Here is a 15,516-nt window from a genome sequence, read left to right as displayed (position 1 = left end):
CTGTTACTTGATTGCTGACTAAATTATGATAATATTCTACGTTATGCAAATTTGCGATTTTTAAGGGAGAATTCGGTTTTTTAAAAGATAAAAACCGTAAAAGTTTTATGTATTTTAAATTTTGTTTCGTTATTTTTCTTTGGAATTCTTTAAACGCAAAGATCACAAAGATTTTTTTATGAAACTTGAAAATCTGTTCGATTGCAAAGGCGTTTCACTCAGCAAATAATATAAAAGAAAAACGGACAAAAGCCCGTTTTTGTTGAATTATATTTTGAAAATAATTTTCATTAATCATTAATTTTTATTTAAAACTTACACCAAAACCATATTGTTTCTTCTCGGAGCTTTATCACACAAAACATCAGCGATACTCTTTGAAATCTGGTTTCCCTCTGTAAGATTATCCAACCAGAAAAACTCGCCGGCCGCATTAATTTCTATAAAATAATATTCATCTTCCGGAGAAACAATGATATCAATCGCTCCATAATCAACGTTATAAATATCCAAAAGCTCCAGCAGTTTTGCCTCTACATCAGTGGGAAGTTCTGTAGGGATCCATTTATCGATAAGATTTACCCCGTCTTTTCTCCAGTCGATTTTTGCTGCATCAGACTGTTGGGAATCGATTTCAAAAGCGTACACATCACGCCCTACAATCGTTACCCTAAGCTCTTTTTTCTTCTCGATTTTCTTCTGAAACTGCATCGGGCAATACAAAAGGGTGTCCAGCTCTTCCAGTTTATCTTCATTAACGACGTTGGTGAAAACAACACTTTCCACACCGTCTTCATATATAGCGAATCCTGTTTGCATTTTCGCAATTACATTCTGATGCTTTATGATAAACTGTTTGGCTTCCTCAGGATTGTTGGTAAGGCAGGTTTCCGGAATTTTCAATCCGATCTTTTCTGCGATTTTCAGTTGCTCTTCTTTGCTGTCCAGTCTTCTGTAAACACCAGGTTTCCCTAAAGAATAGGCATCAATAGATTCCAGGAAACCGAAAAGTGTATTGCGGATTTCGCCCATAGCCGCACCGTAAAATTTAGGATCCATTTCTTCCTTCAAGCCATTTCCTATATTATAAGCTCTTCTGTACCAAACTGCTGAAATATCATCCAGACGGTGTTTTTGATCCGGAGTTTCTAAGATACTGATCCATTTTCCGTCCTGAAAACTTGTAGTAAGCCTGTTTTTCAGCGGATAATCGTCTACGTTGAAACGAATCACTTCACAGCCATTTTTATCTATATATTCAGTTACCTTTTCTATTGAAAAGTTATCTCCCGTATGGGTAATTATTAAAATTTTATTCATTGGTTTTCATTCTTTTGATAAGGTTGTCGGCAATTCTTTCCGCAATTGGGAACTTTAATTCTTTTTGCAGCATTCCCCATTCTCCCTGTGGATTTACTTCAAGAAAATAATAATTTCCGTCTTTACTTTTGATCATATCAATCGCACCGATGTACAACCCCATTTCCTGCATCATCGAAGTCAAATTGATTTTGACAGGATCCGGCAAATCGTATTCTGACCAGAAGTAATTTCCCTGAGCTACACGCCAATCGGCATTTTCGCTGTTATTGATCTTTCCGGTAAAAAATTCACCATCCAGATAAACGATTCTTAATTCATATTCTTTATCCACATAAGGCTGAAAAATCATCGGGCAATATTCAATATCTTCTATGTTTTCTAGAGAATTTTCATCAATAATATGGGTGGAAAGAAAATTTTCTCCTCCCATTGATTTTGAAATCACTCCATGAAGTTTTGCCACCATTTTTCCGTTGCAGTTTTCATGAAAAAAATGAGTGATCTTCTTTGAATCGTTGGAAAAAATAGTTTTTGGAACGGTTAAATTATTTTTTTTTGCAATTTTCAGCTGAAGCATTTTATTGCCGTCAATTTTAGTTTCGTTTTCAAGAGGGTTGATCCACGGAACATTTTCCAAACTGGTAAAAAGATTGTACCTGAGACTTGAATATTCTTTTACAAAAATCCTTTTATAGCTTTCATCCAGCTCTTCAGGAATAGAAATCCCCCATGACTTTCTGTGCCAGACCGCTTTTACATCTTTTGAATGGACGGTGTTGCCAAATTCATCAGTCAGTTCAAAAAAATCTTCGTGAATACTGATCTTCTGAAGATGATTCAACCGGTCGGAATTCAATCTGAAATACGGAATATTTTTAGATTTTAAATATTCAAAAAAGATATCGATATTATAAAAATCCTGAGAATGCGTGATACAAAGAATCATTTGCCTGCTTTTTAGTAAAAAAGGAAACTTAAATTAAGTTTCCTTTCATGTCGTTTATTAGTATATGGTGACAATATTATCTAAAGATCCACATACTGAGTATCGTCATCGCCGTCTGAAGGATACTTTTGCGTCTGCATCATATCAAGCGTAGGCTTTGTTACCGTATCAAGAGTCGGTTTTGTAATGATATCCTGTGTAGCCAAAGTGATGTCTCCACCTCCTTTGATTTTTTCAGGATCCTGAAGTTGCTTTTCCAGAAACGAAGCGAAGAATGGCTTCTTTTTTGAATCTTTGTTTTTCATTATAGTTTTAATTTGGATTGGTAATTTTTAAGGTTCTAAAGGTTCTAACCCAGGTAATCCGGGATTGAATCCTCCTTCGTCACTATCGGACGGATATTTCAAAGTAACCGGAGTGTCATATGCAGGCAAAGTGGATATTGGCCCATCCGATGTGCGCGTGGTAACAACCATGTCTTTCGTAGGAAGGGTAACAGAATCGTTATTGATGCTTGTTATAATCCCTCCTCCTCCCTGAATTTCTTCAGGATTCTGAACTTGCTTCTCTAAAAATGAAGCGAAAAACGGCTTTTTTTTGTCGTTGCTTTTCATAATGTTGTAATTTGAATTTAATATTTGGTTTTAGTTTTTATACTGCATTTGCATCTTCGTCACCGTCTGAAGGATACTTCATCGTGACGTTATCGCTTCCGGGCTTCGTGACCTGATCCTGAAGTGAAGAAGTGATGCTGTCTTTCAGGGGTGCTGTAGCATTATCCTGCAAAGCAGAAGTAATAGACCCCGAACCCCCTTTTATTTTCTCCGGATCTTCAATCTGCTTTTCTAGAAACGAAGCGAAGAAAGGTTTTCTGTTTTTTTTCTCTCCCATAGTATTTATTTTTAGTGATTTAGAAAACTCTAAAGTATTAAAAAAATTCACACTGAGAAGAATAATTTTACATTTTAATAAAATTTTAACAAATTCAAACCCATACAACCATTATGTTATACAATATTTAAAAATTCTTTTACAATGTTAGCAAAATCAACAGGATTCTCTGCCTGTACCCAATGTCCCGCATTTTTAACGGTTACAATTTTTTCTTTCGGGAACTGCTGTTTAATGGCAAATTCATCCTGAGGAAGAATGTAATTGGATCGTTCTCCGGCAATGAATAAGGTTTCACCTTCAAACACACCGAATTTTATGGCATTTGAAACGAATTGATTATATTTCTCGGACAAAGTTTTCAGATTAAACCTCCAATTAAGCTTCTTGTTATCATCCCAATACAGATTTTTAGTTAAAAACTGAATGGTAGATCTTTCCGGAATATACTGGCTTAAAACAGCTTCCACTTCATTTCTGGAATTAACCGTATTAAAATCAACCGTTTCCAAAGCTTTGATAATTCCCTGATGGTGTGGCGGATAAGCCTTTGGAGTGATATCAACAACAATCAGCTTCTCCACTTTCTCAGGATATTTTATAGCAAACTGCATGACCGCTTTCCCTCCTAAAGAATGCCCTAAAATATGAGCTTTCGGAATTCCGTAATGATCCATATAGCGAAGAATATCATCTGCAAGATCATCGTGAGACATGTCTTCCGAGTGAAAACTTCTTCCGTGGTTTCGAAGGTCGATTAAATGTGTCGGTAAAAATTCACCAAAATCTTTTCCGAAAGTTCCCCAGTTATCGAGCATTCCAAACAATCCGTGAAATACAAGAAGCGGTGTAGACGAAAGATTTTCGCCAAATATTTTTGAATTTAAAATTTCCATAAGTTTTGTTTTTTTGGATGGAAGTTGGATGATGGAAGCTTGAAGTTTAAAACAACTCTTAATAACCTCCAGCTTCAGACTTACCACTTCCAGCCTTTTACCATTTTGCTAATCTCTTCAAATATGCCTGAACCGTATTTTCCAATCCCATATACAATGCTTCGGAAATCAGAGCGTGCCCAATGGAAACTTCCAATAGATTCGGGATATTATCAGAAAAATATTTTAAGTTATCTAAGCTTAGATCGTGACCTGCATTAACACCCAATCCAAAATCTGCGGCAACGACCGCCGTATCGTAATACCGTTTTATGGCTGATTCTTTATTTACTATATAATTTTTTGCGTAAGCTTCTGTATACAATTCTATTCTGTCTGTTCCGGTTTTTGCAGCATATTCTACCAATTCCGGCGTAGGATCCAGGAAAATAGACGTACGGATTCCTGCATTTTTAAATTCGGCAATAATTTCTGTAAGAAAATCCAGATGCTTTTTGGTATCCCAGCCCGCATTTGAGGTAATTGCGTCGTCTGCATCCGGAACCAGCGTTACCTGCTCAGGTTTTACCTCCAACACCATATCGATAAACGGGCGGTGAGGATTTCCTTCAATATTGAATTCTGTTGTGACCAACGGCTTCAGATCATAAACATCTTTTCTTGTGATATGTCTTTCATCAGGTCTTGGGTGAATGGTGATCCCCTGTCCTCCAAACTCCTGAATTTTAATTGCAGCTTCCGTTACACTTGGCGTTTCGCCTCCTCTTGCATTTCTTATTGTTGCAATTTTATTAATGTTTACACTTAATTTTGTCATTTTTGAATTGTTTTTAAGCAGGAAGATGGATGCTGGAAGCTAGAGGTTTACTACAACTCTGCATATTTCTTCTACTTTTAAATATTTATAACAGAAAATTTTTGAGAAATGATGACGACTTTCATCCTTCCGCAACTATTTTCCAACTTTTTATACTTTCACACTTACCTGCATCACCTGCAGATCAAATTCTTTTGAAGCAACCAATAAATGGTCAAAAATATCTGCCTGAATCTGTTCAAAATGCTCCCATTTTGAATCATTGGCAAAACAATAGATTTCCAACGGCAAACCTTGTGGGGTAATATCCAGTTGCCGAACCATCATTGCGCCATCCTGATCAACATCCTGATCGTTTTCGATATATTTCTGGGCATAATATCTGAATACTCCAATATTCGTCAACTGTCTACCATTGATGATTTTATCTTTATGCTTCAGGTTTTCTTTTTCTTTTTTGAGCTCATCCTGTTTACCTTCAAGGTAATCTGCTATCAGATTGATTTCCTTTAAACGCTGAATATCTTCTTCCCCCAAAAACTTAAAAGAATTAATATTGAAATAAATAGACTTTTTAATTCTTCTTGTATTTGATTCGGACATTACCTGAAGATTTTTAATCTCCGTTGTCAACAGGTCATACGTTGGAATGGTAGAATATGTTTTATCAAAATTATTGATTTTTGTAGTCAGCAAATTGATCTCAGCAATATTTCCTTCCAGATTATACTTGGGAATGCTTACCCAATCTCCTACTTTCATGTTTTTGGAAGTTGCTACATGAATTCCCGTTACAAAACCTAAAATGGTATCACGGAATACCAATACCAAAACCGCAGTAATGGCTCCCAAACTTCCGACGATAGTTGTTCCTTTAATTCCAAAAATCACACAGATACCCACCACGGAAAAGATAAAAATCCCGAGAATTTTTACGGTTTCCGAAATAGCATTCAATGCCATTATTTTATAGAAATCCTGTTTAATAATGAAATAATTCCTGAAACCCGTTAATGCTCTGTAAAGCATTCCGGCAAAGATCATTACCATTCCCAGATTAACAGATCTGATGATAAATTTTGTTGTTCTATCTAAAGCTCCTGCAAATATCGACTCATGAATACTTCCTATAATTAAAAGAGCGATAAAATGCGCAATAGAATTGGTTATTTTTGAAGCATAAATAGAATTGACAACCGGATATTTTTCCTGATTGTGAAAAAAACGGAAGACACTGTTGATAATGACTTTAAGAATAAAATCGATGACAAAAAAAACAGCACACAGCAGGGCTATTTTCACGATGATATGAACAACCCAATCGAGCCCGGCAGGGGAAATCCTGCTTATATATTTATACAGTGGCTCACTCAGTTCCTGCAAAAAGTCTTTTGTTTCTTCTAACTGATCATTCATTACAGCAAATTTATGAAAATTAAGGATGATTTTAATTAAAAACTTTTCCAGCAATTTTTATCCCAAAATGATTTTTCCGTATTTTTTAAAGATAATTTTACAAGCATTAAATCTTCTGAAACCCTCATCAACAAATTAAATCATTCATTACCAATCTTTAAATAAGATAAATCATTAATAAAAATAATCACATTTAAGTGTTTTATATTTATTTATTTTTTAAATTTGGTTAAAACTAAACAAATCAAAATCAATTAAATATGAAAAAACACTACTTATTTATTTTGTTGTGCATCTTTACACTTTTCATTAATTGTAGAGGAGATGAATCTGCAACAGTTTCCGATCCCGGTTCTACAGCGGTAAAAACAGGAAAGCTTACCGGAAAGGTCATGTCACAAAACGGCACCAAACCTATCGGTGGAGCCTCAGTGTTTACGTTTGATGAAAAATACAAAATCTACTATACAACTTCTGATGCCGAAGGTAATTTCTCACTGGAAGCTCCGGTCGGTAATCATACCATTCATATTCAGACCGGTAATGGTAGTAATTTCCGTACAGAAATCTCTGCTCAGGTAAAAGATAATGAAACATTAGCTCTTGATGCGAGCCAGACAAAGCTGAATCAGGTAGCAAAAATTGCTTATGTAAAAGGAACTTACGATCAAATTGAGGACATTATCCAGTCTTTAGGATATACGGCCACAGAAATTACCAATAATGATCTTGCCAACTTAACGACTATATCGCAGTACGACATTATTTTCCTGAATTGCGGTTCCAGAAAATATCTTATCCACCAAGCTCTTTATCCCGCTATTGATGCCAACTTAGCAACTTTTGTGGCTAACGGAGGAAGTATCTATGCTTCCGATTGGGATGTTGCCTATTTGGTAGGAGGTACAGACAATACTTCAGCCTGCGCACCTGCGGGAGGGTTTGTTCCGGACGCGAAACTATGTTCTCTAAACCAGGGAAGCTCAGGCATTATTCCGGCTACGGTAAGCAATGCAGGACTTGCTGCTGCTTTAGGATTTAATACGCTTAATATTGACTTTGACTTGGGAGTGTGGCAGAAAATCACAAATTATGACCCGACTTATTGGGAAGTTTTAGTGAAAGATATGTCGAATAATCCTCTAATGATAAGAACCAATCATTTTACAGCAACAGGAGTTCCGAATACTCCGGTAGGAAATGCCCCGAACACAACGTTTACAACGGTTTGTATTACTCTTCCCGGAAATATTCAGATCAGTATTTCTGTACCTCAGGTACTGGTTCCTTATCTTGTCGCTCTCGGAGCAACGGTAGGACCTTGTTCAGGATCTTCCAACAGCGGCTACATCTATTACACGAGCTTCCATAATCATGCTTCCGGAAACATCGGGAATGCTGCGGGAATCCTTCAATATGTTATCTTAAACCTATAAATAACTTTAGTTTTTAAACATGAAGTGGCTCTTACAAAGCCACTTTTTTTATATCTTGCATGTATAATTTTAACTATGAATTTAGACACCACCTTAATCAATATCCTTAGTCTTATCCTATTATTCCTGGGAATTTTAGGGACGTTTTTACCTATTCTGCCGGGATTGCTACTAAGCATCTGCGGACTTTTGATTTATAAATTCGGTACAGATTCTGATCTATCGATGATCTATGTCTGGGCTTTTGGGATTCTCACTGCCATTTCAGCGGTTTTAAGTTATGTTATTCCTGCCAAAACCAATCAGAAATATGGCGGAACAAGATGGGGAAGCATCGGATCTGTGATCGGGATGATCGTCGGAATGTTTTTACCAATTCCTTTAGGATTTTTGATCGGAATGTTTGCCGGAGTTTTTATCGGCGAACTTCTTCATGACAGTAAAGACATGAACAAGGCTTTAAAATCTACAAAAGGAGCTTTCATTGGATTCATTTACGGAACCGGTTTCAGCTTTGTGGTAGGTGTGGCAATGTTTTTGGTAGTAGTATTGGATATGCTTAATATTATTTAAAAGAAAATCATGCTTTATAAATCCATTATATTCAGTTTAGGCCTACTATCATTAGTCAACTGTAATGCTCAGAAAGAAACAAAAAACACAGCTAAAACCAATATTGATCCAACAACAAAAGAAGTAAAAGTGTCGAACCAAGATGGAAAAATCATGTATTTCAGCGAAGGAGAAAACAGATTTCTGAAGGAATATCAGATGAATGTAACCTTCAAAGGAATTTCTGAAGACAGTCGCTGCCCGAAAGATGTTAACTGTATTTGGGCGGGAGTTGCCGTGGCACAGGTTGAAGTAATGGGTACTGCAACCCGGCCCGTGACTTTAAATCTTGCAAGCACGGATAATAAGAGTAGAAATTACCATCAGTCTGCAGAATTCAACGGCTATACAATTTCTCTTACCGATGTTCAGCCTTATCCTGAAGCAGAAGCAGGCGCCAAAGCATTAAACGGAAAATATAAAATAGGAATTACCATTAAAAAAGGAGGTGGTGAATCTACCACGAAATAGGTTTCTTCCCTTTTGAAACCAGATATTCATTAATTTTCGAAAAAGGTTTGCTCCCGAAAAACCCTCTGTATACAGAAAACGGAGAAGGGTGCGCGGACTTTAAAATAAAATGCTTAGCCGGATCGATGAATTCGGCTTTTTTCTGTGCAAAAGCACCCCATAGAACAAAAACTATATTTTCTTTTTTATCCGAAATTTCTTTGATGATATAATTGGTAAATGTTTCCCACCCCAGATCTTTGTGGGAATTCGGAGTGTGGGCACGAACGGTTAAAGTTGCATTCAACAATAAAACGCCTTGTTTTCCCCAATCGTCCAGCTCTTTTGAAGTTCTTACTACTCCCAGATCATCTTTTAATTCAATAAAAATATTTTTTAATGAAGGCGGTGCGGCTACCTGCTCGGAAACAGAAAAGCACAAACCATTCGCCTGATAGTCGTTATGATAAGGATCTTGCCCGATAATAACTACTTCAATATCATCAAAAGGAGTAATTTCCAACGCTCTGAAAATCTGATTTTTCGGTGGAAAAACTTTTGTTGTTGCATATTCTTGCTTTACTTTTTCCCAAAGGTTGGTAAAGTATTCGGTATTTTTTATAGGGGCTAGAATTTCTGTCCAGGTCATTTTGTTTAATTTGAAAATGATTTAATTTGAGAATTCAATTTTAACGCCAGACTGTCATTTGAATACAGCAAGGCGAAATGAAGATTTATAAGCAAATTTAACAATTAAAATAAAAAGATAGATTTCTCCTTCCGTCGACATGACGAATGAAATATTATCTCTTTAAGCTAAACACCAAATTATCCGGAAATCCTTCATCCTTCCTTGCCTCTTCCAATACAAAATTATGTTTTAAAAGAAGACCTTTCGAGTTTTCGTTGAATTTATTGGTCATTGCCAAAATCTCATGCAAATGTAAATCATTAAAAGCAAAATTTAAAACGGCATCCAAAGCTTCCGACATGATTCCTTTTCTATGATAATCCGGTAACAATTCATATCCTACTTCTGCCTCTTTTTGATCTTCGGAAAAATTCCACAGACAAATCGTTCCGATCAGATTAGGTTGATCTTTTAAAGAAATTCCCCAATAAAACGTCTCATTATTTTGCGTTCTCTCTTTAATGGTTAAAATAAACTGAAGCGCATCATAATTGTTTTTCGGAGAATTTCTCTGTACAAATTGATTGATGACTTCGTTGCTTCGGATTTTAAAAATATCTTCTACGTGGCTTTCGTTGATTGCTTTTAATTGTAGTCTTTCAGTTTCTAGTTTCATAATTTTTTATTCTATTGCATTAAAACCATAATATCCATCTTCCATGCTCATAAATTTTCCTGTTGCTCCATCAAATCTTAGAGTTTTTAAATGTCGCAAATGCTGTTCTTTATTTAAAATATGTCCTATAACCAGCCATTCATATATTTTTTTCGGATTATTGACAAGCATATCTATTTTCCAATCAACACTATTATTCAGATCAATATTGAATTCATTTTTTACTTTCTCGATCAACTGATATATTGAAAAAGTAAAATTTGGTTGTGAAAAATCAATTTCCTTCACAATCACTCCTTCATTATTATATTCAAGAGCCTTGTCTATATTCAAATTTTTAAATTTATATGATTCACCTAGAAGATTTCCTTTTCTATCATAAGCATATATCCGAATAAAATTCAGTTTATTTTGCTCTCTTACTTCTTCAAAATAATGTTCTCCGTCATCTCTACTATTAACTAATAAATTCCCTTTTTTATAATTATAAATACCATATTTATCTCTTTTAATTTCAAAAGATTTTACTTTAAATTTTTTAGTATTCCAATTCGTTTGAGCTCGAAAAGGAATAATTAAAAAAAGTAAAAGAAATAATACAATCTTCATTAATAATTTTTGTAAATATCTCAAATATACGTAATAATCACATTTTCTCACTAAATTTGCACTGTGTATATAAATAAAGAAGATTTAAACGAATTAGAGTTTCCGCAATTGCTCGCGGAAATTTCTCCTTTTGCGTATTCGCCTAAAACGAGAGAAAAAATTCTTCAACTTCGTCCGATGGAAATTGACGAGGCAGAACTTTCATTGAAAAAAACTTCCGAATATCTGTCTAGTTTTGAAAGTTCAAATGCGATTCCGTTTGATGAATATGAGGATATTGAAAGTGAGCTGAAGCTTATGCTGATCGAAAACTATCGTCTGGAAAATTCCGCTTTCATCAAAATCAAAACGCTTACGGAACAAATCGGGAAACTGCAGAAGTTTTACCCTACCATGCCGGAAACCTTCCCTACTTTAATGGAAGATGCTGCGGTCCTGGAATTTAAAAAAGAAATCATTGATAAAGTTGATAAAGTGTTCAATCGTTTTGGCGAAGTAAAAAGTGAAGCTTCTCCAATTCTGAAAGTTTTAAGAACAGAAATTCAACACGCTAAAAAGGCAATTACCGAAAATTTCAACCGTGCCTTGTTCAATTACGGACAAAGCGAATTTTTGGATGACATCCGCGAAACAATTATTGATGACCAGAGAGTTTTAGCTGTAAAATCAGGGTTTAAGAAAAGAGTTCCGGGAAGAGTGTTAGGACTTTCAAAAACAGGTTCAATTACTTACATCCAGCCGGATTCTGTGGTGAAACATTATTTCAAGCTAAAAGAAAGCGAGGAAGAAGAGAAGAAGGAAATTGATAAAATCCTTAGAAAATTAACGGCAGAATTGGCAGAATTCCAACCGCAGCTTTGGAGATATCAGATTTATATTTTTGATCTTGATTTAACCAGAGCCAAAGCAAAATTTGCAGAATTAATCAACGGAGTTTTACCGAAAATCAACCGTCATAAAACGTTAAGAGTAAAAGATGCTTTTCATCCTTTATTGTTTTTAAGAAATAAGGCAGAAAATAAAACTATTTTCCCGCAAACACTGAGTTTAACGGATCATAACAGAATTATCTGTATTTCCGGACCGAATGCGGGTGGAAAATCAATTACGCTGAAAACTGTCGGATTGCTTCAACTGATGATCCAGAGCGGAATTTTGGTTCCTACGCACCCGAAATCTGAGATGTTTTTCTTTGATAAAATAATGACTGATATTGGTGATAATCAATCTATTGAAAATCATCTTTCAACATATTCGTCAAGATTAAAGAAAATGGGCGGAATTATCCGTGAAGCCGATGCAAATACGCTTTTATTAATTGATGAATTTGGTACAGGTTCTGATCCTGAATTGGGTGGCGCTTTGGCAGAAAGCTTCTTTGAGTTTTTCTACGACAAAAAAAGTTTTGCCATCATTACCACGCACTACACCAATATTAAGCTGGCCGTAGAACAACTTCCCAATGCTCAGAATGCAGCCATGCTTTTTAATGAAGAAACGCTGGAACCAATGTACAAGCTGGAAGTAGGACAAGCCGGAAGTTCATTCACATTTGAGGTGGCGGAAAAGAATAAAATTCCAAGATTTATCATTCATTCTGCGAAGAAAAAAGTAGAACATGATATTGTAAACCTTGATAAAACGATTGTGAAACTTCAACAGGAAAAATATGAGGTTGAAAAACTGAAAACCGACCTTGCCGAAAGAAAAGAATCTGTAGAAGATAAACGAGATAACCTGCAAAAACTGAATGAGCAGCTTCAACAAAAGTTATTCAATTTCCAGAAATTGTATGAAGAAGAGCACCGTAAACTGCAGTTCGGAAACAAAATTGAATCGTTTATCGACAGTTATGTGAAAGGAAAATCCAGGAAAGATGTTGTAAAAGATTTTGTGAAAATCCTGGAACAGGAAAAGTTCAGGAAAATAGGAGCAGATAAAGATGAAAGCAAAAGGCTTCAGGTGGTAAAAAGAAAAATCACCCAACAGCTGAAAAAAGAAGAAGTTATTGAAAAAATCACCGAAACCAACGAAAAGATAGAGGAAAAACGTAAAAGTGACCGTGCTGTATGGATGAAAATAGGACAGCGCGTACGGATTACCGGAAGCACAAGTGTCGGTACGATTGAAAAAATTTCGAGAAATAAGGTGACCGTCAATTACGGAACCTTTAAAACGACGATTAATGCAGATGAACTCGAAAGGATCTGATAAAAAATGACGGTTAAGACCTACATAACATTTGGAGATTTTTTGAATTTTAATCTTAAAAATTCATTACCTAGAATTATTATCTTTTCTTTCATCATTCTGGTATTCTTAGGTTTAAATCTTTATAATGCAGAACGTGAGACCAGCGATATATTCAGGTCAGCATCAATCTGGTTTGCGATTATCGTAATATTTATGTTGGTTCGTGCTTACTTCCGTGTAAAAAATGCATTTTATTCCAATAAGAAAATTCAGAAAGAGATGACCTATACTTTTTCTGGAGACAATATTCATATAAAAGGCGAAACTTTCGATGGCGACTTCTCATGGAATACCGTTCATAAGATCAGAGAAAATAAAGACTGGTTTTTGATTTACCAAAGCAAAACGACCATGAATATGGTTCCGAAGAAATATTTTACAAAGAGTCAGGTTTCGGAACTGAGAAATTTAATTCGACTAAATAACGTAAAAGCAAAATTAAGAAAAGATTAAAGTCATAGAAAAAAGAGTGCAGATCATCTGAACTCTTTTTTTATTTATTCATATTTTTGAACCATGCTGACGAATTTAAAAATATTATGGATCTTTTACAGAAAACTGCTCATTCCGGGAGTATTTTTTTCAGTCTTGCTTATGTTTTCGTTGGGTTTTAACTTTGATAATTTCGGGTTGTGCTTTATTATACTTCTTCCTTCCTTTCATTATCTTATCTATGAATTAAGACTCAGAAACGAATATCTTTTTTATGCACATTTTGGTTTTTCAAAACGGTTTTTGTGGATCTTCACCTTCTTATTGGGATTACTGGTAAAGATAACTGCACGATTCTTATGAGCACACTTCATGTTGACAGCATTACAAAGTCTTTTGGTGAAAAAAAGATTTTACAGGATGTTTATTTAGGTTGTGAAACCGGAAAAACAATGGGTATTCTGGGCAGAAACGGTTGTGGAAAATCGACTCTTTTTCAGATTATTTTCGGAACACTCAAAGGTGACACCTCATATATAAGATATAATAGTATCATCTTACAAAATCAGTCAGACCGGAAAAATAGGGTTTCTTACCTTCCGCAGTATTCTTTTGTTCCTAAAAATATAAAAGTTGATCATTTAATTTCGCTTTTTTGTGATCAGAAAAATGGCAGCAAACTAAAAAATTTAACCCTCGTACAACCATTTATTAATGAAACTCCCAACAGATTATCCGGTGGTGAGCTCAGGCTTGTAGAAGCTTTGCTTATTATCTATTCATCATCAGATTTTATTTTTCTTGATGAGCCCTTTCACAGCCTTTCCCCAAAAATTGTGACAGAGCTCAAAAGAATAATAAAGGAACAGTCTGCAGATAAAGGAATTATTATTTCAGACCATCTCTATCAGGATGTACTGGATATTTCCGATGAAATTTATCTGCTTTCGGATACTCACCTGAAACCAGTAAAAGATTTAACAGAATTGAAAAGGTATAATTATCTTCCGAAAAGCATTTAATTTATATCTTTGAAGTATAAACATTCTTTTATATGACTTTCATCGATAAAGCGATTTATGCATCCGTTTTCAGTCTTTTTTCTTTTTCACAGATTTTTGCACAGAATAAGGTACCTTTTGGTGTGGTAAAAGCGGAAGAAGGCTATGCAATGGTACGTGTACATAAAGATGACTACAGAAAAATTGTGGATAAGATCCGCATGAAGAAAGGTGATGTATTTATTTATGTAAAACCTGCTCCAGGCGAAACAGAATGGATCTGGATAAAATATCCTGAAAAAGATGACACCGACAAACCTTTCGTACGATACGACAGCATTACCAAAGAAGGAATGGTGAATAAAAACCGCGTAGTTTTTGTAGATCAGTTACCAAAATTCACTCCATCAAAATCTAAAAACGGAAAATCAATTATTTTCACGGACGACAGTAACCCAAAAATTCCTGGGAACCAGAGAACAAAGGTGATTATTGATGTTTATCCTTCTTACGCCCATATCAAAAAACAGGAAAAAGATGCGGAAGGAAATATTGTTAAAATCGACAAGGTAAAATCGTGGGGAATCGGCAAAGAACTTCCTGAAGGCTTAACAGAGATTAAATCTGTCCGTGTACAACAGCCGGGAAGGGGTTCTGTTTTTGTGAGAGATGCCATTAAAAATATGTTTCAGCCTACGATGGATTTTGAAAATGTTGGAGTAACAGCCATCGACAACGATCATATTTTCCTTTATATGACCAACGGATCCGGTGAAAACAGATACACTACCATCTGGACGATAAAACAAGGGAAGGCAGAAAGCCAGATCATTTATAAAAATCCGGAATAATTCGTCAATAATCATTATTTTTGTACCCGAAAAGAATAAGCTTTTGGCCTATAGCCTTATGCTCTTCTCTTTTTAGAATTTGGTTCTGCCTAATCGCAGATTAAAAGGGAATCGTGTGAAAATCACGAACTGTCGCGCAACTGTAAGTAACTGAAGTCTTTATTAAAAATCCACTGTTTTATCACAAAATGGGAAGGGAATAAAGATGTTACAAGTCAGGAGACCTGCCTTTTTCTTCAAATAAAAAACTTTCGCGATCTGAAGTTTATTGAACCA

18 protein-coding genes and 1 riboswitch are annotated in these 15,516 nt (G+C 35.3%); of the genes, 7 read left to right on the top strand and 11 right to left on the bottom strand.

Annotation, left to right across the window (positions count from 1 at the left end):
* Positions 1–315: 315 nt before the first annotated feature.
* The 8 genes from BUA89_RS01075 to BUA89_RS01040 all read right to left on the bottom strand — a co-directional run bounded on the left by BUA89_RS01075 (position 316) and on the right by BUA89_RS01040 (position 6,289).
* Positions 316–1,320, bottom strand: coding sequence for an MvdD family ATP-grasp ribosomal peptide maturase (locus BUA89_RS01075; RefSeq protein WP_072952776.1), 1,005 nt, complete (start codon positions 1,318–1,320; stop codon positions 316–318).
* Complete coding sequence (locus BUA89_RS01070; RefSeq protein WP_072952775.1) at positions 1,313–2,269, bottom strand: MvdC/MvdD family ATP grasp protein; 957 nt, start codon at positions 2,267–2,269, stop codon at positions 1,313–1,315. Before BUA89_RS01070 ends, BUA89_RS01075 begins: the two co-directional genes overlap by 8 nt.
* An 80-nt stretch (positions 2,270–2,349) precedes the next feature.
* Positions 2,350–2,574, bottom strand: a complete 225-nt coding sequence (locus tag BUA89_RS01065) for a microviridin/marinostatin family tricyclic proteinase inhibitor (protein WP_072952774.1) — start codon at positions 2,572–2,574, stop codon at positions 2,350–2,352.
* A 27-nt stretch (positions 2,575–2,601) separates the two neighbouring features.
* A complete protein-coding gene (locus BUA89_RS01060; protein ID WP_072952773.1) occupies positions 2,602–2,883 on the bottom strand; it encodes a microviridin/marinostatin family tricyclic proteinase inhibitor in 282 nt (93 codons plus the stop codon).
* Between the two features lie 37 nt (positions 2,884–2,920).
* On the bottom strand, positions 2,921–3,160 hold the full coding sequence (locus BUA89_RS01055; RefSeq protein WP_072952772.1) for a microviridin/marinostatin family tricyclic proteinase inhibitor: 240 nt from the start codon (positions 3,158–3,160) through the stop codon (positions 2,921–2,923).
* A gap of 116 nt (positions 3,161–3,276) precedes the next feature.
* The gene (locus BUA89_RS01050; RefSeq protein WP_072953269.1) at positions 3,277–4,056 is read right to left on the bottom strand and encodes an alpha/beta fold hydrolase; all 780 of its coding nucleotides are present in this window, start codon (positions 4,054–4,056) and stop codon (positions 3,277–3,279) included.
* 97 nt (positions 4,057–4,153) lie between these two features.
* Entirely contained in the window at positions 4,154–4,873 is a 720-nt protein-coding gene (locus BUA89_RS01045; protein WP_072952771.1) for a pyridoxine 5'-phosphate synthase, read from the bottom strand.
* Positions 4,874–5,023: 150 nt separating this feature from the next.
* The gene (locus BUA89_RS01040) at positions 5,024–6,289 is read right to left on the bottom strand and encodes a mechanosensitive ion channel family protein (RefSeq protein WP_072953268.1); all 1,266 of its coding nucleotides are present in this window, start codon (positions 6,287–6,289) and stop codon (positions 5,024–5,026) included.
* Between the two features lie 260 nt (positions 6,290–6,549).
* Between BUA89_RS01040 and BUA89_RS01035 the strand changes: the two genes are divergently transcribed.
* From BUA89_RS01035 to BUA89_RS01025, 3 genes are all read left to right on the top strand, one after another.
* Positions 6,550–7,725: a carboxypeptidase-like regulatory domain-containing protein gene (locus BUA89_RS01035; RefSeq protein WP_072952770.1), complete on the top strand. Its 1,176-nt coding sequence runs from the start codon at positions 6,550–6,552 to the stop codon at positions 7,723–7,725.
* A gap of 75 nt (positions 7,726–7,800) precedes the next feature.
* The gene (locus BUA89_RS01030) at positions 7,801–8,298 is read left to right on the top strand and encodes a DUF456 domain-containing protein (RefSeq protein ID WP_072952769.1); all 498 of its coding nucleotides are present in this window, start codon (positions 7,801–7,803) and stop codon (positions 8,296–8,298) included.
* Positions 8,299–8,307: 9 nt separating this feature from the next.
* Complete coding sequence (locus BUA89_RS01025; RefSeq protein ID WP_072952768.1) at positions 8,308–8,808, top strand: hypothetical protein; 501 nt, start codon at positions 8,308–8,310, stop codon at positions 8,806–8,808.
* Here the strand turns inward: BUA89_RS01025 and BUA89_RS01020 are convergent.
* From BUA89_RS01020 to BUA89_RS01010, 3 genes are all read right to left on the bottom strand, one after another.
* On the bottom strand, positions 8,795–9,436 hold the full coding sequence (locus tag BUA89_RS01020) for a uracil-DNA glycosylase (protein WP_072952767.1): 642 nt from the start codon (positions 9,434–9,436) through the stop codon (positions 8,795–8,797). The two genes, BUA89_RS01025 and BUA89_RS01020, sit on opposite strands and share 14 nt — an antisense overlap.
* 154 nt (positions 9,437–9,590) lie before the next feature.
* Positions 9,591–10,094 (bottom strand): GNAT family N-acetyltransferase, encoded by a 504-nt coding sequence (locus tag BUA89_RS01015; RefSeq protein WP_072952766.1) that lies wholly within the window; start codon positions 10,092–10,094, stop codon positions 9,591–9,593.
* Between the two features lie 6 nt (positions 10,095–10,100).
* On the bottom strand, positions 10,101–10,703 hold the full coding sequence (locus tag BUA89_RS01010; RefSeq protein WP_072952765.1) for a hypothetical protein: 603 nt from the start codon (positions 10,701–10,703) through the stop codon (positions 10,101–10,103).
* Positions 10,704–10,766: 63 nt separating this feature from the next.
* Here BUA89_RS01010 and BUA89_RS01005 point away from each other — a divergent pair, with 63 nt between their 5' ends.
* The 4 genes from BUA89_RS01005 (at position 10,767) to BUA89_RS00985 (ending at position 15,240) form a co-directional block, all read left to right on the top strand.
* Positions 10,767–12,914 (top strand): endonuclease MutS2, encoded by a 2,148-nt coding sequence (locus BUA89_RS01005; protein WP_072952764.1) that lies wholly within the window; start codon positions 10,767–10,769, stop codon positions 12,912–12,914.
* 6 nt (positions 12,915–12,920) lie between these two features.
* On the top strand, positions 12,921–13,409 hold the full coding sequence (locus BUA89_RS01000; protein WP_072952763.1) for a YcxB family protein: 489 nt from the start codon (positions 12,921–12,923) through the stop codon (positions 13,407–13,409).
* Positions 13,410–13,693: 284 nt separating this feature from the next.
* Entirely contained in the window at positions 13,694–14,410 is a 717-nt protein-coding gene (locus tag BUA89_RS00990; protein ID WP_178362413.1) for an ATP-binding cassette domain-containing protein, read from the top strand.
* A gap of 32 nt (positions 14,411–14,442) precedes the next feature.
* Positions 14,443–15,240 carry a hypothetical protein gene (locus BUA89_RS00985; RefSeq protein ID WP_072952760.1) on the top strand — a complete coding sequence of 266 codons (798 nt, stop codon included), beginning with the start codon at positions 14,443–14,445 and terminating at the stop codon, positions 15,238–15,240.
* Between the two features lie 63 nt (positions 15,241–15,303).
* A riboswitch (cobalamin riboswitch) is annotated at positions 15,304–15,486 on the top strand.
* Positions 15,487–15,516 lie beyond the last annotated feature (30 nt).

Source organism: Chryseobacterium arachidis, assembly GCF_900129245.1.
Taxonomy (GTDB): Bacteria; Bacteroidota; Bacteroidia; order Flavobacteriales; family Weeksellaceae; genus Chryseobacterium; species Chryseobacterium arachidis.
Note: the sequence above shows the minus strand (reverse complement) of the source record. Positions and strands in the feature narration are given on the sequence as shown.